Below are 20,327 nucleotides of genomic sequence, written 5' to 3' on the forward strand. Positions count from 1 at the left end.
GCCGGGCCTGGCGCCCGGCGCCCGCGAGACCCGTGATCGGGCTCGCGAAAATTGCCGCGCGGATTATGGCACAGGCGGCACTTCCATGCCGCGCCGACCATAGAAATCGGCGACGAACGCCTGAAGCGTGCCCGCCGCAATCGACTCCCGCAGGCTGCGCATCAGGTCCTGGTAGTAATGCAGGTTGTGGGTCGTCGCCAGGCGCGACCCGAGAATCTCGTTACATTTGTCGAGATGTTTCAGGTAAGCCCTTGAATAATTGAGGCAGGTGTAACAACCACACTCCGGATCGATCGGGCCCGTGTCGTCACGGAAGCGCGCATTACGGATACGCAGGACCCCTTCCCGGGTGTACAGAAATCCATTGCGTGCGTTGCGGGTAGGCATCACGCAGTCGAACATGTCCACGCCGCGGCGCACGGCTTCCACTATGTCCTCGGGCCGCCCCACGCCCATCAGGTAGCGCGGGCGGTCCTCCGGCAGTAGCGGCAGGGTCACATCCAGCGTGGCGAGCCGCTCATCTTCCGGCTCGCCCACCGACAGCCCGCCGATCGCATAGCCGTCAAAGCCAATCTCGCGCAGACCGGCGGCTGATTCCCGACGCAGCGCCGGGTACATGCCACCCTGCACAATACCGAACAGTGCCGCCGGATTGTCACCATGCGCCTCGCGCGACCGCGCGGCCCAGCGCAGCGACAGCTCCATCGACTTGCGCGCCTCGTCCTCGGTGGCCGGATAGGGCGTGCACTCGTCGAAGATCATCACGATGTCCGACCCCAGCTCGCGCTGGACCCGCATGGACGACTCCGGCGTCATCAGCACTTTCGACCCGTCCACGGGCGACTGGAAACGCACGCCCTCCTCACTGATCTTGCGCATCTCGGCCAGCGAGAAAACCTGGAATCCACCGGAGTCGGTCAGGATCGGTCCTTCCCAGTGCATGAAGTCATGCAAGTCACCATGTGCCCGGATCACTTCGGTACCCGGCCGCAGCATCAGGTGGAAGGTGTTGCCCAGGATGATCTGTGCCCCCAGCTCGCGCAGCTCCTCCGGGGTCATAGCCTTTACGGTCCCGTAGGTCCCAACGGGCATGAAGGCCGGCGTCTCGACTTCACCGCGCGGGAACCGCAGTCGGCCTCGGCGTGCCGCGCCATCCCGCCCCAGGTGTTCAAACTCCATCGTGTTCCTCCCGGACACTCGGCGGCAGATCCGCGGGATCGCCCGGTGCCAACCACATGGCATCCCCGTAACTGAAAAAGCGATAGCGATTCGCGACCGCATGGGCATAGGCGTCCAGGATCCGCCGATATCCTGCAAAGGCGGCTACCAGCATCAGCAGCGTGCTCTGCGGCAGGTGGAAGTTCGTCACCATCCGGTCCACGACGCGAAAACGATATCCGGGCTGGATGAACAGTCGTGTTTCACCCTGAAAGGGCTTAAGCCCGCCCTCCGCCGCGGCCGTCTCGAGCGACCGTACACAGGTCGTGCCCACAGCCACCACGCGCCCGCCACGCGCTTTGCAGGCCGCCACGGCGGCACAGGCCTCCGGCCCCACCTCCAGCCACTCGGCGTGCATCTCGTGGCGCGAGGTGTCGTCCACCTTCACCGGCTGAAAAGTCCCCGCCCCGACATGCAGCGTCACCGTGGCCGTCTCGACCCCCTGCGCGCGCAGCCGGTCCAGCAGTGCATCGTCAAAATGGAGCCCAGCCGTCGGCGCCGCCACCGCGCCCTCCTTGCGGGCGAACACGGTCTGGTAGCGTTCGGCATCGCTGCCCTCGTCCGCCCGCTCGATGTACGGCGGCAGCGGGATATGACCATGCTGCTTCAGCAGTGCGAGCATGTCGGCGCCGTCCACCAGACGCAGCCGGAAAAACGGCCCCTGACGATCCGTCACCTCCACCGTAAAGGCATCCGCCAGGTGGAGGCAGGTGCCGGGCTTCGGTGCCCGACTGGCCCGCACCATCGCCAGCACCTGGGTCGGTGACTCGATCCGTTCCACGAGGACCTCGACCTGCCCACCGCTCGCCTTCTGCCCGAAGACCCGCGCCGGGATCACGCGCGTGTCATTCAGCACCAACAGATCGCCCGGCCGCAGCAGTGACTCAATCGCGTCAAACGCGGCATCTTCCGCCCGTTGGTCTTCCAGCACGAGCAGGCGCGAGCTGGCTCGCTCGGGCAGCGGATACTGGGCGATCAGCTCCTGCGGGAGCTCGTAGTCGAAATCGGAAACACGCATGGCGCGCGATGCTACCACGCACCGGCGCCCTGAATGCGGATCAAGCGAAGGCGCAATCTCCCTTGCCACACCCTGCTCGTGCGCTACACTAGCGCCTCGAAAGCCGGGATGGCGGAACTGGTAGACGCGCCGGATTCAAAATCCGGTTCTGGCAACAGAGTGCGAGTTCGATTCTCGCTCCCGGCACCACCTCTTTATCTCGGGCCCTCCGCCAGGCTCGAAACCGCGCACCTGGCCGGTGTAGCTCAGTTGGTAGAGCATCTGATTTGTAATCAGAGGGTCGCAGGTTCGACTCCTGTCGCCGGCTCCATATCGCACACAGCAAAAGGGCCAGCCGAAATGGCTGGCCCTTTGCTTGTCTGCACTCCCGCGGGTCGGTCCTAGCGGAAGATACTTTCGTGGCGGGCTTCGCTCATCTGCGGCGCATCCGCCGGGCAGACCGACTCCGGATCAATCCGGGCGGCATCATCCACGAGCCCCAGCTCGGCAGCAGTCGGCATGTCGCCACGCGAGATATCGAGATATTCGAGCAGTCGGCCCATGCCATTCAGCGCCCGTGCCTTGGCGATCTCCATATCGTGCTGGGCGTTGATGTAGGCACGGCTCGCCTCGAAATGCTCGTTCTCGGTGTCTAGCAGGTCCAGCAGGCTACGCTGGCCAATGCCGAACTGCTGACGATAGGCGGTACGCACGCGGTCGGACGAGTCCCGATGCTGGCGCAGGAAGCGCAGCTGACTGTCCAGCGAACGCATGTCGTTGTAGGCCACCGACACCGTTTGGCGCACATTGCGACAAACCGACTCTTGCTGATCGCGCGCCTGGTTGAACTCTTCGGTGAACTGGCGGACCCGCGCCTGGTCAGTGCCGCCGCGGAACAGGTTCCACGTCATCACCACCAGCGCCGAGGTGTCATGGATACGGATGTCCTCGCGTTCGAGCACATCATTCTCATAGGCATGACGCAGCTGCAGGTCCAGACGCGGATGGAAGGCCGAACGGGCCACGTTGCGCTGTTCCTGGGCCGCTTCCATGTTGCGCAGCGAGGCGAACATGGCCGGGTTCTTGGTGATGGCCTCGGTCAGGGCCTCCTGAACCGTCCCGGGAATCGGCTCGTCAGAGAAGGTCCCGACCAGATCCACCCGGTCGTCCGCGGGCATCTGCCCTACGATCCGGTAGTACCGCGCATTCACGTCGTGCAGATTCTGGCGCTCGGTCAGCAGGTTGGACTCGGCCAGAGCCAGACGCCCCGAGGCCTGCTCGAGGTCAACGCCCCGGCCCACGCCGCGATCGGTCTGGTCCACGATCTGATCGTAAACCTCCTTGTGCGCGTCGTAGTTCTCCTGCGCCAGGTCGACCAGGGCGCGCTGACGCTGGACATCGGCGAAGGCACGCACGGCTTCCAGTGCAATCTCCTCGGTCGTCTCGCGCAGCTCGAAGTAACGCACCCGCTGAATCTCGCCCAGACGGCTCACTTCGCTTGCGGTCTCGAAGCCGTCGTACAGCATCTGTGTCAGCGTGATATCGACACCACGCGGGTTACGCGAGAACGAATCAAAATTGTCGTCGCTGGAGCGCTGGCGCTGATAACCGGCACGGGCGTTCAGGTCGATTTCGGGCAGGAAGCGCCCGCGCGCGCCCGTTTGTTCTTCCCCGGAGGCGCGAAAGGCATGCCACCGCGACTGCACATCGGGGTTGGAGAGTACCGCTTCCATCGCGGCGTCACGCAACGGCTCCGGGGCGTCGGCCTGCGCCGAACCACCCACTACCATCGCCACGGCCGCCGTCAGGGCCAGCAAACCACCTTTGCCAACCGCAGGCCTAATTCGGTTCATCATTTTTGTCCTCCCATAAAACCTGTTCGCCCACTCTTTTTGTCACCGAGCCAGCGCATACCGCTAACCGGAAGAAACGCTTATGTGCGCCTCACACATTTGAACGATAGGCCTAAGCCCTTACCCGCGCAATCATTTTTGAAATGGTTCACATAACGGCAAACAAACGCCTGATAAGGCGAGAAACACCGCACAGCACTACGCTTGGGATTTATGTTTCTGGCTTTCCACAAAGGCGTAGCCCATCATTCGGGAAGTAGTGCTTTTTTCAGCCACCGGAGAGCGCGCCGACGTGCCTGGCATCTGGCCCCGCAACCCGTCCCGACTGATACGGCGCGCAAGCCTCGTGCTCGTGCTGGTCGCCGGGGCGTGGCTACTGGGCGCCAGCCATGCGGGCCTCGAAAGCTTCGCTCAGCTCGAGCAGGTTGCGGCCGACCGATATGGGCCGGAAACCGCCGAGCGCGTGCGGCGCTGGCGCGAGCTGCTGGAGGGTCTCGCTGATGAAGACGAACAGACCCAGATCACGCGGGTGAACGAGTTTTTCAATCGTCAGCTGCGCTACCAGGACGACCAGGTCACCTGGGGCCAGGAAGACTTCTGGGCCACCCCCCTGGAGGCCCTGGACAAGGGTGCTGGCGACTGCGAGGACTACTCCATCGCCAAGTACGTCAGCCTGCGCAAACTGGGTATCCCCGATGAACGCCTGCGGCTTTTCTACGTCCGAGCCCGCCTTGGCGGGCCTGGAAGCAATCTCAGCCAGGCGCACATGGTTCTCGGCTATTTCACCGACCCGCGAGACGAGCCCAAGGTCCTGGACAACCTGGTGACCCGAATTGAACGCGCCTCCCAGCGCGACGACCTGACGCCGATCTTCTCGTTCAATAGCGAGGGACTCTGGCCCGACGGGCAGGCACAGTCCGCGGCCGACCCCACGGCCCGCCTGTCACGTTGGCGCCGCGTCCTGGAGCAGCTGGACGAATACGGCCTTGATCTCGACCGACCCATCAACTCGACCCCGGAATGAGGGCGCAGTCATGACGCTGAGAAAACAACTCTGGATCGCGGTAGCCATCATTATGCTGCTGGCGTTACTGGTCAGCATCGTGGTGAGCACCCTGTCCGCCCGCGACTACCTGGCGCAGCAGCTGCTGACCAAGAACATCGACAACGCCGCATCCCTGGCCTTGTCGCTTTCCCAGCTGCCCAAGGACGAGACCACCGTGGAGCTGCAAATCGCCTCGCAGTTCGACACCGGCCACTACCAGCACATCCGGCTGATCGATCCGACCGGCGACCTCATGATCGAACGCCGCAACCCCGAGCCACCCCAGGGCGTGCCCGAATGGTTTGTCGAGCGCCTGGCCTTCAACGTGCGCCCCGGGATCGCGCATGTGTCCGATGGCTGGTCTTCCTTCGGCACGCTGATCGTCGAGAGCCAGACGAATTACGCCTACGAGGCCCTGTGGGACGGCACCCTCCGCCTCACCGCGATCTTTGCCGGCGGTTTGTTGATCATCGGCCTGATTGGGTCGTTCCTGCTCGGCCGGCTGATTCGGCCTCTGAAGCAAGTGGTGGAACAGGCCGAGGCCGTCGGCGAAAGGCGGTTCGTGACCACCCCGGAACCCCGCACCTGGGAGTTCCAGGCACTGGTCCGCGCCATGAACCGGCTGACCGAGCACGTCCGGATGATGCTGCAGGAAGAATCCACGCGTTTAGAACGCCTGAAAACTCGCCTTCAACACGATGATGTAACGGGCCTTTTGAACCGCGAATCCTTCCTGGCCCGATTCCAGTCGACCCTCGAAAATCGGCACGCCGGTTCCGCCGGGAGCTTTGTCGTCCTGCGCGTCGCCAGCCTGCCCGAGCTCAACCAGGCGATCGGACACGACAAGCTGGATGAGCTTCTGGCACGCATTGCCGAAGTCGCGGAACAACAAACCAGCGTGACCGATTACGGCGCCGCAGGGCGCCTCAAGGGTTCCGATATTGCCGTCTTTGGCGACGGCATAGGGGACAGCCGCCGTTTTGCCGAGTCCCTGCTGACGGCGATCCGCGCGGAGCTGGGCCCCAAAGCTCCCGAAGCCATGGCCTTGCATTTGGCCGGGACGCCCTACCACCCCGACGACACCACCGGAGAGGTGCTCAGCCGCGTCGACCAGGCGCTGGTCCGCGCGGAACTGGAGCCGGGCGATTCCATCGCCGAAGAACCTCATGCCGTGCTGCCACATGCCAATCAGAACGAATGGCGCACCGCGATCACCGTGGCCATGGCCACGCATGGCGTGAAGCTCGCGCGATTCCCGGTGATAGACGCCGACCACCAGCTGATGCACCACGAAGCGCCGATGCGCCTGCTGCTGGATGGCGAATCGCGCCCGGCGGGCTATTTCATGCCTTGGGCCGTACGCCTGGACCTGATCCGGCAGCTGGACGACGCCGTCCTCGATGCCGCCATCGATCAGCTACGAGCAGGAAACGAGCGCCTCGCAATCAATTTGTCGGTCGACAGCCTGCAGGACACCGACTTTCGCCAACGCCTGGAATCCCGCCTGGCCTCCGACCCGGAAGTGGCCGGTCGACTGTGGCTGGAATTCCCGGCCCGGGGCGCCCTGGCGCATCCGGCCGAACTGCGCGACCTGTGCCGTATCGCGCGTGTCACGGGCTTCGTGGTCGGTCTAGAGCACGCGGGGCCGGAGGCGTTCCGCTCACACGACCTTACCGCGTATGGGCTGCATTACGTGAAGCTGCAGGCCTCGCTGATCCAGGGTGTCCATCGATCCACGGAGACCCAGGCGCTGATTCGCGGGCTTTGCACCCTCGCGCACTCGATCGGCATTCTGGTGATCGCCGAAGGCTGCGACAGCACCGACGATATCGAGCCCCTGATGGAGCTTGGGATCGACGGCGTGACCGGCCGAGCCGTTCAGTCCCTCAAGGCTTGATCGCCACAAAAAAGCCCCGCCAACAATGGCGGGGCCTCGCGGACAAAAACGAATCGCGCGTTCTACTGGTCGATCTTTAGCTGATCGTTAGTCAGCAACGCCTGGATGATGGCATCGGAACTGTCACCCAGATCAACGCCCTGCAGCGTGATGATCTGATCCGCATTGTCCTTGTCACCGTTGAGACCGCCGTTCGAGTGGACGTACAGCACAGTGTTTCCGTTTTCTGTTTGCGCGTACAGGTAATTGTCGAGGTTGTCCTCGCTTTCACCTTGCAACAGGTCCGAAAGATCCAGCACATCACCCGACGTCCCGTCCCAGGGCTTGAAGTCCGTGACGGTATCTTCGGCCGGCTGCCCCGCAACATTCGCCTGGTCTCCCGCATTCCAGACGAAGGTATTGTTGCCGCCTCCGCCCGTTAGCGTGTCGTTTCCGGCCCCACCGATCAACGTATCGTCGCCGCTGCCTCCGAACAGGACATCGTCCCCATCGCCGCCAATCAGCACATCATTGCCGATCGAGCCGATCAGAGTGTCGCTGTCTTCCGTCCCGACCAGAGTCACCCCCAGCGGTTTGACCGAATAAGCGCTCTGATTGGGCCCTTCCCGACCGCCAAAGAAGGCAATGTAGGCGAAGCTTTCGTCGTGCTCGATCGTCGCCACGCCGTCGACCACCACCAGATCTCCTGTCGCAATCCGGTCGCCCTGTTCGTCATACAGGGCGTACGTCGCACCGGTAATCGGGCCTTCCACGGCGAACTGAACCCCATCGACCGGCTGCACTAGTTCGAACAAAAGCCCTTCGTTGTGCTCAATCGCGTTGGGATCATCCGCATTGCTTTGATGATCCACTGCATAGAAGCCATTTTCGCTGACGGAGACGGAGGCACTCTGGTGCCCAGTCTGTTTCAAGCCAGAAGCCGTTGCAGCGGTGCCTTGCGTCGAGCTACCGACCGTATGCGCCGTCACGTCACTATAGATTTCGCGCGGATCGGGATCGCCTGGATCCTCATCACCCGGGTCCTCATCACCCGGGTCCTCATCACCCGGATCCTCATCACCCGGATCCTCGTCGCCTGGATCCTCATCACCCGGGTCCTCATCACCCGGGTCCTCATCACCCGGGTCCTCGTCGCCTGGATCCTCATCACCCGGGCCCTCATCACCCGGGCCCTCATCACCCGGATCCTGGTCGCCAGGCACGTCCTGCGGCGGTTGTTCATCGACAACGATCTCGTCCGCCGAGGCAACAGACCCGCCCGAGTCGGTACCCTCTCCGGGTTCCGGCTGGCCCAGTGCATTCACGGGAAAAACGTACTGCACCGGCGGCACTTCATCATTCACGCGGACGACCCGGACAAAGCTACCGCCTTCACCGGGTGCTCCACCTTCTACACCCGCAGCCGGCGCGTCCAGCAGATCATCCAGGCTCTCGCCCCGATCCAACGCCGCGATAACCTCCTCGACCGTGGCATCGCCTATTTGTGACGCCATCGGATCCGCGTCTGCGGACTGCACCAGGTCCTCTGTGAGTGTCGCCGCTTCGCCCTCCGCCAGGGTGACGCTCGAACCATCCGCCAACGCGAGCTCCACCAAGCCGCCAGACTGGGTTGTAACCTCCTCTCCAGCATAAACCGGGTCACCCTGCTGAAGTACCCGCGAGTTGCCCTCGGCGTCACGAACAGTCACGGTCCCGATCACCGCCTGAACCGTTGCAACAATCATTTCCGGGCTCATGGCCTTATCCCTCATCATGCTCCCCCGCACTGGGGTGCTCATGATTGAATTGTTACGCCTAGCGTCAAAATTCCGTTAGCTGTACTGAAGTACAGGTCGTGGATTCGCCTCACGCAACCGTCAACACACTGGCGGTCTCGGTTGCGTATGAACAAAAAAGCCCGGGTCCGCGATGCGGCCCGGGCTTCTTCCATCAGGCAGACAGCCCCTTACTGATCGATTGTCAGGTGGCCGTTCTCGATCAGCGTCTGAATGAAATCATAGGACGAGTCGAAACCGTCCATGCTGACCCCTTCCAGCGTAATCGCGTAATCGGCCCCGCCCGTATCCGTCCCGAGCATGCCCCCGGAACTGATGTGCAGCACCGTATCTTCTCCCTGCGACTCGGCCATCAGGTACTGGTCGATGGTCTCCTGGCTCGCGCTCGACAGGAGCTCGCCGAGCGTAATCTGGGCGGCGCCGTTGTCGCTTTCCAGACTAAACCCCTGGATCACGAACCGAGCGGGGTCGTCCGTCGTGCCCTGCCCGCCTTCCGCAACCACGAAAATGTCCTGATCCGAGTCCACCGTCAGGAAGTTCGCGCCAAAGTCATCGGCCTCTTCGAGCGTCTCCACCGAATCGGCAACCAGGGCTTCATCGCCTCCGGCAGGATAGAAATCGGCATCATCGCCCTCGCCAACCTGGACCGACAAATCCACCGGTCGAACCGAGAACTCGCTTCGATCCCCGCTCCCTCCCGAACCTGTACTGCCGCCCTGAAATGCAATATAGGAAAACGTCTCGCCGCTCAGCTCCAGGAAACCGTCTTCGTTCACATCCGCGGCAAGATCACGAGCCTCGCCGATGCGCACTCCATCGGCATCGTAAAGGTGATACGAGCCGCCATTGATTGCACCTTCAATCTGGAACACCGCGGTGTCGGTCGGTTCTCGAAACTCGAAGAGCAGGGCTTCGATAAAGTCAATCGCACTGGGATTATTGTTGCCTTGGTGATCTACGGCGAAAAACCCCTCTCCGTAAGACACGGCCGCACTTTGGGCACCTGTGTCCTTCAAGCCATGAACGTTTGCCATCGTTCCGATGGCGGGACTGGCCCCGACCACGTGCGCTGAGGCGAAAAGATCCGCCTCAACTGGGGGCTCGACAATCCCCGGCTCGGGAACCGGCGCAAAAGCGTTGTCGGTATCCACCAGATCGGGAAGGTCCACCAGTTCAATCGTGCCCTCCACGATCACGTTCAACTGGTTACCGTCCACCACACCTGCCCGGATTGCGGCCGCCCCGGCCTCGGTCAGCACCACCACCCAGTTGCCCGCCCCATCCTGAGCGAGCGCAAGATACGCCGTATCGCCGCCGACAATGCTGTAGACGATTGCGCTGGCTAGAGCGGGGTCCAGCCCATCCAGATTCAGGGTATGGGAAACCTCGAAGACCACATCGCCCGCAGCCGCATCGTTCGCGTCGTCATAGCCGTATCCGGCCGCCACGGATACCGACACCGTTAGCGTCGGGTTGGCGGTCACCGGAGGGGGCGGCTCAACCGGTGGTTCTACTGGTGGCTGCCCGGGAGGCACAACCGTGTCCGCCGTTTCTCCTCCCGGCACCGCGACGGTCTCGCCCAGAGCATCGGGACGACCGAAGACGTTTTCCGGAAAAGTGTAGTTAATCGGCTCTACTGGCTCGTTAATGCGTGCGACACGCACGAAACCGCCGCCATCGCTATCACCACCTTCGAGACCGGCCGCCGGTGGCGCAATCAGCGCATCCAGTGACTCACCACGCTCCAGGGCCGCAATCACTTCTTCCGCCGTCGGAATCTCTGGATTGTCCGCACGGCCGCTATCCGCCAGAGCTTCGCCCACCAGGACCTGCTGACCCTCCCCGAGCGACAAGACACCACCTTCCATTGCCTGCAGATCAACCGACGCCCCCTGCAGTGGGATCACCTCTTCCCCCGCATACACGGCATCGCCGACGGCGAGCACCCTGGAATTGCCGTCGACATCTCTCGCAATCACAGTCCCGGTCAATGCCTGGACGGTGGCCACTACCGTATTCACTGCCATCGAATCCCCCTCATGCGCCAGCCCTCAAGACCGGCTCAAACAGACGCCTTCGCGTCCATAATCGATCCAACCTCAGTGCCTGGTCTGGGTCCATCGCCACCGGCACACCGTCGTGCATGACACGTGATGTTCTAGCCAGCCTTTCTAGAGAAGGCCTTCGTCGTCTTCCACCAAATTCAGTCGCCGAGCCGAAGCCCGAAGATCCTTGCGGCCCAGCAGCTTCTGCTGCGCCGCATCCGGCAGGTCTGTAAACCGGATCACACCCTTATCCGTGAGCACTTCCACCAGATCTTCGAGCACCCGGATCAGTTCCAGATCCGATGCCTGTAACGCAGCGGGCGGCGCGGGCTCGTCGTCAGTACTCGACAAGAACGCCAAAAGCTCCGGTGCATCGGCCGCCACGAATTCGGCACACTCGGCATCCGCATCCCGGCTCACCAAATCGATCCTGCCCTCTGCATCCCGTCTCACATACATACGCGGCCCTCCGGCCGTCCGTTGCCCCAACTCTCAGCCTACACCCTCAGACACGAGAAAGCCCCGCCAATTGATACCGGCGGGGCCCCTCAACCACTTACTGATCTATCTTGAGCTGGCCGTTGGTCAGGAGTTGATTAATCACCGCCTCAGAATCGCTCCCGCCAAGATCGCTGAATGACTTGCCCTCGAGCCGGATGGTCTGGTCCGCATTGTCCGCATCACCCCCGAGGTTGCCCTCGGAGTTGATGTACAGAACCGTATCGTCTCCATCCTCCTCGGCAATAATGAAGTCGGCGACGTCAGACTCGCTGGCGCCATCCAAGAGATCGGAGACATCAAGGACATTGTCACCGTTGCCAAAGTCGGTTACGACATCGTTGGCCGGCTCATCCGTGGACCCTTCGTCACCCGAGTTCCAGAGGAAAACGTCATCCCCGGCGCCACCGGTAAGGAGGTCATCTCCTGCACCCCCGATGAGTATGTCATCTCCCTCACCGCCAAACAGGACGTCATCATCGTTAGTACCTACAATGACATCGTTAGCCTCTGAGCCTTCGAACACGTTATTCGGACTAAAAGTCAAGTCGAACTCGCCTTTGTCCTCAAGCTTGTCTCCGTCCCCATCCTTCACGTCAAAACTGACCGGAAGCGAGTAATCGAGTTGTTCACTGCCATACGAAACATCGAATTCATCGATCCGAATACCGCGCCGCCCCGAAACGGGCTGACCCGTGTTAGAAAGTACAACCTTGTCGAACGATTCACCTGGTTCAATCACGTAAGGGGAATCGAAGTCAGACCTAGAGCCATCACCGACTTCCTCACCATCACGGTAGGCAACCCAAGAAAGCTCTTGATTTTGCGCATTCGTGTCGAAGTCCGTGATCACAAACTGGGACACCAACTGGTTAAAATCGGCCGTAACACTCTGCCCCGACTCCAAGTATTGGTTGCCAACCCCAATACCCCCGCCAGACCAATTCACTTCATCATCGTCAGAGGAAAACGTGATTACTAGATCACTGTCATCTTCGTTTTCACCGTCGTACACGGAGACTTGCGGGCCTTTGCCCCCGTCAGTACTCAGATCACCGGAACTGGCGGTGACCTGTGCCACCGAATCGAGATCCTGATACAGATTCACGGTGTACTCACCCGTGTCAACATCCAAGAAGATCGAGAAAACTTCTTCTTCCTCCGATTCGGTTACCGCGACCCAACGCCCTGAGCTATCTTCATCCTGTTGCCATTTCAGTGCATCTCCATCTGACGTAAGCAAAACTTCATCTTCGGTGCCAACACCTTTAACCGTAATGAAGCCTTCATCGTTGGTAGACACCTCAATCGAAGTGACTTCGGCGCCATCACGATCTGCACCAATCCGAAGCCCGGAGTCAGCCATCAATGTCGTACCGGATTCAGTCCCGAGGACGCCATTGAAGGGGTCCTCGGCGACCGGAATATCGTCAACAATTGTGATGTCAATGCTATTTTCGGCTGTCCGATTGGTGTTATCGGTTACCACGACGTTAATTGCCTCTTTTTCGAGCTCATCCCGCCCCTCATCCGGATGATCGGCAGGCGCGGTCAGTTCGTAGGTATAGTCCACCGTATAGGTGCCATTACCATTGTCCTCGAAGTCGGTAATCGACAGCACACCCTTGTTGGTTTCCACCGTCAGAGGTTCCGATGCCGAAGCCCCATTGAGGTCGTTAATTCCCCAGGCCTCACCGGCGATAGCAAGAGTCTCCACACCTGATGCCGCAGTGATCGTAAACTGACCGCTCGCCTTGGTACCGGCGTCCTCGGGTGCGTCGTCACCGACTACACCGGTCCCATTCTCAAGGAAGGTCTCGTAGACGAACCCATCGCCACCATCACCGACCAAGCCATCAATGCTCGGCTCGGGGATCACCGTCAGTTCGGCATCGTCATTCGCCGTGCGGCCGGCGTCATCCGTCACCGTCACGTCCACGTCCGGCAGCTCACCACCACCATTCACATGGTCCGCACCGGCCTCGGTCAGCGTCACCTCGCCAGTCTCGTCATCGATGGCGTAGTAACCCGCCGCATTGCTGTCACCGGTGAAGGCATAGGTCAGACCCTCGCCCAGCGGATCCTCCGCCGCGCTGGTCGCCACCACATCCCCTTCAGACGCATTGCCTTCCAGGACATCATCACCCGCCGTCACCACGATCGACGGACCATCTATCGCCACGACTTCGTCTACCAGGTGCCATTCAGCCGTACCCGTCGCCGAGACCTCTTCGCCAAGTTGATCATCGACCGTCGCGGTCACTGTCAGCGTGCCCTCACTCAACTCGGAGATGTCCACAGGGCCCGCGCTGTAGTTGCCGTCATTATCAACCTGCGCGGGAGGAACAATCTCCACCTGCTTCCCGGACTCGTCCGTGATCAGCAGCGTGACCTCGTTGCCCGTAGGCACATTCGTCGTGCTACCACTGATCTCCGCATAACGGCTGTCGCCTTCCTGCGATACCTTCAGCGTCGACGCGAAGTCCTGATCGCCCGCCGCCTTGGTGTTCGTCCAGTCACCCACCGTCATGATGTGCGTCGCCGCACCATCCGACTCCGGACTCAGGACATAGGTGTCCGTCCCCGCCGGCAGCTCGTAGTACGCCTCGTAGTCCGTACCCACCGCCGACAGCGACGCCACCTCGTCACTCTCCGTACCATTGCGAAGACGCCAGACGGTGTACTCCTCGCCTTCCACCGTCACCTTGCCCATCGACGTCAGATTCAGCCCGTCCGCATCCGTCTTCACGGACACACCCGTCTCCGAATCCGCTTCCAGCAACTCATCCAGCTCCGAAAAGCCCTCCGTCAACGACAGCGAGACATCAATGTCTCCAGGCTCCAGAGGCAGGTCTTCCTGCGCGATGGTGGTGGAGAAGCTATCGGACTCCACCGTGAAGCTGTTTACGTCACCCGTGATCTCGATGTTCCCACGTACTGTCACGCTCAGTTCATTCCCGTCCACCTCTCCGGCGAGTAGTGCCTGGGCGCCGGCTTCCGTGAGGACGACCGTATCTCCGTCAACCTCCATGTAGGCCTCACCTTCCGGAGATTCCGTCGCCTCAACGATCTCGTACACGATGTCACTGACGCTCACGGCTGCGGGGTCAATCCCGTCAAAATTCAGATCCTCAATAGCGAGCTCGAACAGGACAAAACCACCAGCGATCTGCCCCCCATCGGATTCTGCGGGCGTATCGAACGTGCCAACACTAAAGGCCTGAGGACCTTGAACCGGGTTGCCTTCCACTTCGCTGTCGGTCTCGCCATGGCGGGGGGTCACTGAAATCTGTAATTCAGGTTCCGGTACTTCAACCGAAATATCGGCCTCATCGGTCGCTACAAGCTCGCCGAAACCGTCAACCTCGACCGTCCCCTGAACAAACACCTGCAATTCGTTGCCTGAGACCTGGCCATTCTGTACCGCTACCGCACCCGCTTCCGTCAATACGATGACGGGGTCACCCTGTTCGTCTTCCCCAATCGCAAGCAGATCGGTATCGCCCCCGATCAACGAATACGAAACCGGGCCAGCTGTCGCCGGGTCGATACCATCCAAGTCAAGTGAGGAGGCAAGAGAAAAGACCTCCGTTCCAATCAGGCTCTCGTGCCCACCAGGGACCTCGACCTGCATCGTCGAAACGCCCTCAAAATTCTGCAGCCCTCGCTCATCCTCCGGTGCCCAGTGGGTCCCTTCTTCACGCACGGAAGCGCGCCCTACGACGTCTCCGAAAGGCGAAACCTGCACGGTCAGGAACGGGCTCGGGCCATCCTCCGACGGGTCCTCATCATCTCCCAACGTTGCACCGTCGTCTCCGACGGACTCACCCGGACCGCGAAGCACATTCGCGTCGTAGGCATAGTTGACCGGGGCCACTTCTTCGAAGCCGCGAGCAATGCGGACAAAGCCGCCGCCTTCTCCGGCGGCACCACCGGCGGCACCGGCGGCTGGGGCTTCGATCATGTCGGTGATGTCTTCACCGCGCTCGAGGGCTTCGATGATCTCTTCGACGGTGGCGTCGGCGATCTCGGCATCTTCGGGTGCCGGCTCGGCGGATTCCGCCAGGTCGTCGGTGATGGTGGCAGACTCGTTGCCGGCGAGGGACATGGTGGATCCGTCCTCGAAGGCCATTTCGATGAAGGCGCCATCTTCGGCGATGACTTCTTCGCCGTAGAAGATCTCGTCTCCGGGTTGCAGGACCCGGGTGTTGCCGTCCTCGTCTCGAGCAATGACGGTACCCACCACGGATTCGACGGTAGCTACGACGACTTCAGACATGACCTTCTCCTTGGACTCGGAAGTACTTCACAGTTTTCGATGGGTACGAGCCTAGGGGAGTCGGCGTTGGCACGACAGGTGTACCGAAGTACAGGGTTTGTGGGGTTATGGGAGAACCGATATGAGGCTCGGTTGGATGAAAACGGATGGAAGCTGCGGGGCGCGGGCCTTAGGTTGATGCGATTCGCTGCGCTTATCGGCATCCTACGACCCTCGTCAAACGAAGAGGGATAGCGTCACGTAGGATGCTGATAAGCGCAGCGAATCGCATCACCGCCGCTGGAGGCGAGCTACGCGTATCGCACCTGAATCAGACGGTCGGGTGCGATTCGCGCAGGCGGGTCAGGTGGAGCACAAGCTGAACGCGGTCATCCACGTTGAGCTTCTTGAAGACGGAGCCGAGGTGCATCTTGACGGTGCGTTCGGTCATGCCGAGCTGGCGCGCAATCTCCTTGTTGTGCGCCCCCGTGGTCACGGCCAGCGCCACTTCCCGCTCGCGGGGCGTAAGGTTCTCGAACCCCTCCGGCGGTGTTTCCGGATCGCGGGGCTGGGCGCTGCGGACTGTGCGAATCATCCGGGTCATCAGGTCGGGACCCACCCACAAGCCACCCCCGGTGACGGTGGCTGCGATCGTTCGCAGCTGGGCGACGTTGGCCAGTGTATGGCAGTAGCCGTGGGCCCCCGCGTCGAATGCACGGATGCCTTCTTCGTCATTCGGGTGTCGCGACTGCACAATCACCCGATGCACCAGAGTCCTTTGTTTGACGTACTCCTCCCAGTCGGCCAGATCCGTACCAATCCAGCAGGCTTCGGTGCCCTCCGGCAGGGTCGACGGAAATGGCGGGCGCAGCACCTGGGCATCCGGAAAGGCCTCTTCCCAGCGAGACGACGGCCGCGACGCTCGGTCCATCATAAAGATCTGCATGTTGCTCAGCGCTCCGTAAAAGCCAGCTCGCCCGCGCGGAGGATCGGCTTCAGCAGGTACTGCAGGATGGTGCGACGCCCGGTGATGATATCCACCTGCGTGACCATCCCGGTCATGATCGGATGCTCCTCGTCGAACCCAGTTTCCTCGGTTCTTACGCGGACCTTGTAATAGGTGTTGCCGTCGTCGTCGGTAATCGTGTCCGGGCTGATGTGCTCCACGGTGGCATCCAGGCCGCCGTAGATGGCGAAGTCATAGGCGGTAAACTTCACCTTGGCGTTAAGCCCCGGGCGCAGATAGGCAATATCACGGGGCGATACCCGCGCCTCGATCAGCAATTCGTCCTCCAGCGGCACCACCTCGGCCACCTCGCGCCCAGGCGAGATCACGCCACCGCGCGTGGTGATGAACATCCGCTGCACAATCCCCGCCATGGGTGATCGCACCTCGGACAGCCGCACGCGATCCTCCAGGCCCTCGGTGCCCTCGGCCAGCTCCTGCAGACGCCCAAGGGTGTCGGCGAGCTCCGAACGCCACTGATTGCGGAAATTCAGCCGGACTTCGCGGATCTTCTCTTCCGCTTCCTCGATCGCGGCGTCCAGACGGGCAATCTGCGCCGTCGCCTGATCACGATCGCCGCGGGCGTTGGAGACTTCGCGGCGCAAGCGCAGGATCTCCACTTCGGATACCGCCCCGCTTTGCACCAGCGGTTCGGTGACCTCCAGCTCTCGACTGGCCAGCTCCAGGGCACGGATAGCCTGGCTGCGTCGCGCCCTTACCTCGTTCAGCTCCTCGCGCCTTTGCCGCATCTGCTCTTCGGCAATGCGAATTCGCGAGCGCAGCTCATCCAGGCTTTCTTCGTAAAGCTGCTGTTCCTGCTCGACGATGGCCTGCGGCCCTTCCTGCAGGTCTGGTGTGATCAGGAACGGGGTTTCCGTCAGCAGCGCCATCAGGCGCGCCCGGCGCGCCTTCAACGCGAACTCGCTCGCCCTCGCCTCGCCCAGGTCGGACAAAAACCGCGTCGGGTCCACACGCACGAGCACGTCGCCCTGTTCCACGACATCCCCCTCGCGCACCAGCACCTCGGAGACCACGCCCCCGTCCATCGACTGCAGCACCTGAAGGTTCTGCGACGGGATCACCCGCCCATCCGCGCGGGCCACCTCGTCAATCTCGGCAACGGAGGCCCAATAAACCAGCAGGCCCAGCGTAATCAGGATCCCGTAGAGGAGCGCGCGGGCGCGGATCGGACGCTCCTGTATCTGCGTCCAGTCGGCGTCCGATGCCCAGTTGCGGTGGTCGCCACCCCCCTTGGTCAGCCACGGGCGAAAGATGCGGTCCACCATCGGTGCACCAACCTTTCCGGTCTGATCCATACCGCGGCCAAGCGCCTCGAATCCCTGGCCGTCCCTGCGCGTGCGCTTGCTCATGCCTGCGCCTTGCCCACGCGGCCTTCCCGCAGCGCCTGGATCACCTGCTCCTTCGGCCCGTCGGCCACCACACGGCCCTGATCCAGCACGATGATCCGGTCCACCAGCTCTAGCAGCGAGGTGCGGTGCGTGACGATCACGGTCGTGCGACCCTGTATGAATTCCGCCAGACGGCGCTTCATGCCCTGCTCGGTGGAGTTGTCCATGGAGCTTGTCGGCTCGTCCATCAACAGCATGCTGGGCTCGTGCAACACGGCCCGCGCCACACCAACACTCTGCTTCTGCCCGCCCGAAAGCCGGCCCCCGCGCTCCCCGACCTGCAGATCGACACCTTCTGGGTGGGTGTTAATCAGATCCTCGATCCCGGAGATCGCGATCGCCTTGCGGATGGCCTCGTCGCTGGCCAGTGGATCGGCCGCCACCAAGTTCTCGCGCAGGCTCCCGTAGAACAGCGTGACTTCCTGGCCCACATAGCCCAGCGACCGCCTCAGCTCGGCCGGGTCCAGCTGGCGTACGTCAATCCCGTCCACCAGTACCGCCCCGGAGGTCGGCTGATAAAGGCCCATGATCAGCTTGGCCAGCGTGCTCTTGCCCGAGCCCACGCGACCCAGCACGGCGACGTGTTCGCCCGCCTCGATCTTCAGCGAAACCCCCTGCAACGCCGGTGTGGCGGACTCGGGATAGGCGAAGCCGACATTGCGAAACTCGATCGCGCCCTCGAAGCGATCACGACTCAGGAAGTGCGAGTCCGCCGGGCGCTCGACCGGCAGCGCCATGATCTCGTTCAGCGAACCGAGCGCGGTCGAGGCCTGGTGATACTGCATCAGCAACCCGGCGGTCTGGCTGATGGGCGCCATCGCGCGCGAGGAGATCAGGTAGGCGGCAATCAGCCCGCCCATGGAGAGATCTCCCTCCATCAGCAGGAACACGCCGAGCACGATGATGGCGACGCCGACCGTGTGCTGCGCCCACATCGCCGTGTGCGTCACGCTTGCGGTCAGCAGTCGATTCTGCGCATTGGTCCGGGCCAGGTGCGTCGTGGCGCGTTCCCAGGTCGCCTGCACCCGGCCCTCCGCTCCAAGGGCCTTGAGCGTCTCGGCCCCCGTCAGGCTCTCGACCAGCGTCGAATTGCGCTGCGCCGCCACGCGGTAGCTCTCCTCCGCGAGTCCGTGCAGCTTGCGATGGATGGCGGTGGCATAGAACAGCAGTAGCAGCGCGCCAATGGCCACGGGGATCGCCAGCGGCCAGGCGATCAACGCGATGATGGCGATGAACATGAACGCGAACGGCAGATCGACAAAGGCGATGATCGTTGCGGACGATATAAAGCTACGCACCGACTCGAACGCGCCGATATTGGATGCGAACGACCCGACCGACGCCGGGCGGTTCTCCATACGCAGCCCGAGCACGCGCTCCATGATGTGCGAGGAGAGCTTTACGTCCGCGCGCATCGCCGCCTTGTCGACGAAGTGGCTGCGCATGGTGCGCAGGATCAGGTCCGCGATCAGCACGATCACGACACCCGCCGCGAACATGAACAGCGTCTCGGTCGCGTGATTCGGGACCACGCGGTCGTACACGTTCAGCACGAACAGCGGCATCGCCAGCGCGAACAGGTTGATCATCACCGCCGCGATCAGCACATCGCGATACAGCGGCCGGTTCTCGCGAATGACCCGCCAGAACCAGTGCCCCTTGCTCTCCTTCGAGACCCGCGGGGCGCGGGCATCCATGCGGAATTCGGGCCGCACGTAGATAGCCCGCCCTACGTAGCGCTCTTTCAGCCGCTTCAGCGGCACATCGATGACCGCATCACCCAGCTCGGGATCGATGACCCGCGCCACGCTCTTGTCTTCGTTCCAGCCTACCAGCACCCAGGCTTCGTTCTGGTCCAGCAGCAGCAGCGCGGGCAGCAGGTCGTCCTTCAGCCCGCGGGCGTCGCGGGTAACGGTGCGTGTGGTCAGTCCGGCACGCTGTGCCGCACGCGGGACCAGGGAGGGGCACAGCCGCCCGTCGTCCAGCGGAAGCCCCGCAAGCGCGGAATCCGGGGTCAGGCGCAGCCCGTGCATGCGGGCGATCAGGATCAACCCACCAAGAAGGCTGTCCGAACGGCCCTCCCCGTCCACAATCGGGAACTCCGGCTCGCGGCCATCGGCATCGCCCATGGACCCCGACTCGGATGCGCCCGTGACCGAATCCAGGACAGGATCCCCGCGATCATCATTGGAAGGAGGCTGGCTAATCGGTACACCCCTGTGGCCGGACACAGAATCTCGGCGTCCCCGCGCACCATTGATGTGCAGAACGTGAACGCCTTCTCATATTCGCTTGATTCTGCGCCCCAACGTGCCGCCGGGCAACG

Annotated in this window: 12 protein-coding genes and 2 tRNA genes; 4 read left to right on the forward strand and 10 right to left on the reverse strand. The window is 62.3% G+C overall.

Annotation, left to right across the window (positions count from 1 at the left end):
• Nucleotides 1-63 precede the first annotated feature (63 nt).
• Nucleotides 64-1,179 carry a tRNA guanosine(34) transglycosylase Tgt gene (tgt, locus tag F467_RS0109545; protein ID WP_018139378.1) on the reverse strand — a complete coding sequence of 372 codons (1,116 nt, stop codon included), beginning with the start codon at nucleotides 1,177-1,179 and terminating at the stop codon, nucleotides 64-66.
• The gene (gene queA / locus F467_RS0109550; RefSeq protein WP_018139377.1) at nucleotides 1,169-2,236 is read right to left on the reverse strand and encodes a tRNA preQ1(34) S-adenosylmethionine ribosyltransferase-isomerase QueA; all 1,068 of its coding nucleotides are present in this window, start codon (nucleotides 2,234-2,236) and stop codon (nucleotides 1,169-1,171) included. Before queA ends, tgt begins: the two co-directional genes overlap by 11 nt.
• Before the next feature lie 102 nt (nucleotides 2,237-2,338).
• On the opposite strand from queA, the gene F467_RS0109555 reads away from it, so the two are divergent.
• Nucleotides 2,339-2,425: transfer RNA gene (locus tag F467_RS0109555), tRNA-Leu, on the forward strand.
• 45 nt (nucleotides 2,426-2,470) lie between these two features.
• Nucleotides 2,471-2,546: transfer RNA gene (locus tag F467_RS0109560), tRNA-Thr, on the forward strand.
• A gap of 70 nt (nucleotides 2,547-2,616) precedes the next feature.
• Here F467_RS0109560 and F467_RS0109565 read toward each other — a convergent pair.
• Nucleotides 2,617-4,005 carry a TolC family outer membrane protein gene (locus F467_RS0109565; protein ID WP_026182227.1) on the reverse strand — a complete coding sequence of 463 codons (1,389 nt, stop codon included), beginning with the start codon at nucleotides 4,003-4,005 and terminating at the stop codon, nucleotides 2,617-2,619.
• 409 nt (nucleotides 4,006-4,414) lie between these two features.
• Between F467_RS0109565 and F467_RS0109570 the strand changes: the two genes are divergently transcribed.
• Both F467_RS0109570 and F467_RS0109575 read left to right on the forward strand, forming a co-directional pair.
• Entirely contained in the window at nucleotides 4,415-5,092 is a 678-nt protein-coding gene (locus tag F467_RS0109570; protein WP_018139375.1) for a transglutaminase-like cysteine peptidase, read from the forward strand.
• 10 nt (nucleotides 5,093-5,102) lie between these two features.
• Nucleotides 5,103-7,010: a LapD/MoxY N-terminal periplasmic domain-containing protein gene (locus F467_RS0109575; protein ID WP_018139374.1), complete on the forward strand. Its 1,908-nt coding sequence runs from the start codon at nucleotides 5,103-5,105 to the stop codon at nucleotides 7,008-7,010.
• A 62-nt stretch (nucleotides 7,011-7,072) separates the two neighbouring features.
• Here F467_RS0109575 and F467_RS13260 read toward each other — a convergent pair whose 3' ends face one another.
• From F467_RS13260 to F467_RS0109615, 7 genes are all read right to left on the reverse strand, one after another.
• The gene (locus tag F467_RS13260) at nucleotides 7,073-8,746 is read right to left on the reverse strand and encodes a retention module-containing protein (protein ID WP_051068176.1); all 1,674 of its coding nucleotides are present in this window, start codon (nucleotides 8,744-8,746) and stop codon (nucleotides 7,073-7,075) included.
• Between the two features lie 209 nt (nucleotides 8,747-8,955).
• Nucleotides 8,956-10,812, reverse strand: coding sequence for a retention module-containing protein (locus F467_RS0109590; RefSeq protein WP_018139371.1), 1,857 nt, complete (start codon nucleotides 10,810-10,812; stop codon nucleotides 8,956-8,958).
• 144 nt (nucleotides 10,813-10,956) lie between these two features.
• Nucleotides 10,957-11,289: a hypothetical protein gene (locus tag F467_RS0109595; RefSeq protein ID WP_018139370.1), complete on the reverse strand. Its 333-nt coding sequence runs from the start codon at nucleotides 11,287-11,289 to the stop codon at nucleotides 10,957-10,959.
• A gap of 97 nt (nucleotides 11,290-11,386) precedes the next feature.
• The gene (locus F467_RS0109600) at nucleotides 11,387-15,607 is read right to left on the reverse strand and encodes a retention module-containing protein (protein ID WP_018139369.1); all 4,221 of its coding nucleotides are present in this window, start codon (nucleotides 15,605-15,607) and stop codon (nucleotides 11,387-11,389) included.
• Nucleotides 15,608-15,917: 310 nt separating this feature from the next.
• A complete protein-coding gene (locus tag F467_RS0109605; RefSeq protein ID WP_018139368.1) occupies nucleotides 15,918-16,532 on the reverse strand; it encodes a response regulator transcription factor in 615 nt (204 codons plus the stop codon).
• 5 nt (nucleotides 16,533-16,537) lie between these two features.
• Complete coding sequence (locus F467_RS0109610) at nucleotides 16,538-17,962, reverse strand: HlyD family type I secretion periplasmic adaptor subunit (RefSeq protein WP_012982711.1); 1,425 nt, start codon at nucleotides 17,960-17,962, stop codon at nucleotides 16,538-16,540.
• Nucleotides 17,959-20,130 (reverse strand): type I secretion system permease/ATPase, encoded by a 2,172-nt coding sequence (locus F467_RS0109615; RefSeq protein ID WP_018139367.1) that lies wholly within the window; start codon nucleotides 20,128-20,130, stop codon nucleotides 17,959-17,961. Before F467_RS0109615 ends, F467_RS0109610 begins: the two co-directional genes overlap by 4 nt.
• Between the last annotated feature and the right edge of the window lie 197 nt (nucleotides 20,131-20,327).

This window comes from Thioalkalivibrio sp. ALJ12 (assembly GCF_000378305.1).
In the GTDB taxonomy this organism is placed as follows: domain Bacteria; phylum Pseudomonadota; class Gammaproteobacteria; order Ectothiorhodospirales; family Ectothiorhodospiraceae; genus Thioalkalivibrio.

Bases quoted from the DNA above. Each gene is read 5' to 3' on its own strand.
- F467_RS0109615 (WP_018139367.1), bottom strand. From the start codon at position 20,130: ATGGGCGATGCCGATGGCCGCGAGCCGGAGTTCCCGATTGTGGACGGG.
- F467_RS0109595 (WP_018139370.1), bottom strand. From the start codon at position 11,289: ATGTATGTGAGACGGGATGCAGAGGGCAGGATCGATTTGGTGAGCCGG.
- F467_RS13260 (WP_051068176.1), bottom strand. From the start codon at position 8,746: ATGAGCCCGGAAATGATTGTTGCAACGGTTCAGGCGGTGATCGGGACC.
- tgt (WP_018139378.1), bottom strand. From the start codon at position 1,179: ATGGAGTTTGAACACCTGGGGCGGGATGGCGCGGCACGCCGAGGCCGA.
- F467_RS0109590 (WP_018139371.1), bottom strand. From the start codon at position 10,812: ATGGCAGTGAATACGGTAGTGGCCACCGTCCAGGCATTGACCGGGACT.
- F467_RS0109565 (WP_026182227.1), bottom strand. From the start codon at position 4,005: ATGGTAGTGGGTGGTTCGGCGCAGGCCGACGCCCCGGAGCCGTTGCGT.
- queA (WP_018139377.1), bottom strand. From the start codon at position 2,236: ATGCGTGTTTCCGATTTCGACTACGAGCTCCCGCAGGAGCTGATCGCC.
- F467_RS0109610 (WP_012982711.1), bottom strand. From the start codon at position 17,962: ATGAGCAAGCGCACGCGCAGGGACGGCCAGGGATTCGAGGCGCTTGGC.
- F467_RS0109575 (WP_018139374.1), top strand. From the start codon at position 5,103: ATGACGCTGAGAAAACAACTCTGGATCGCGGTAGCCATCATTATGCTG.
- F467_RS0109605 (WP_018139368.1), bottom strand. From the start codon at position 16,532: ATGCAGATCTTTATGATGGACCGAGCGTCGCGGCCGTCGTCTCGCTGG.
- F467_RS0109600 (WP_018139369.1), bottom strand. From the start codon at position 15,607: ATGTCTGAAGTCGTCGTAGCTACCGTCGAATCCGTGGTGGGTACCGTC.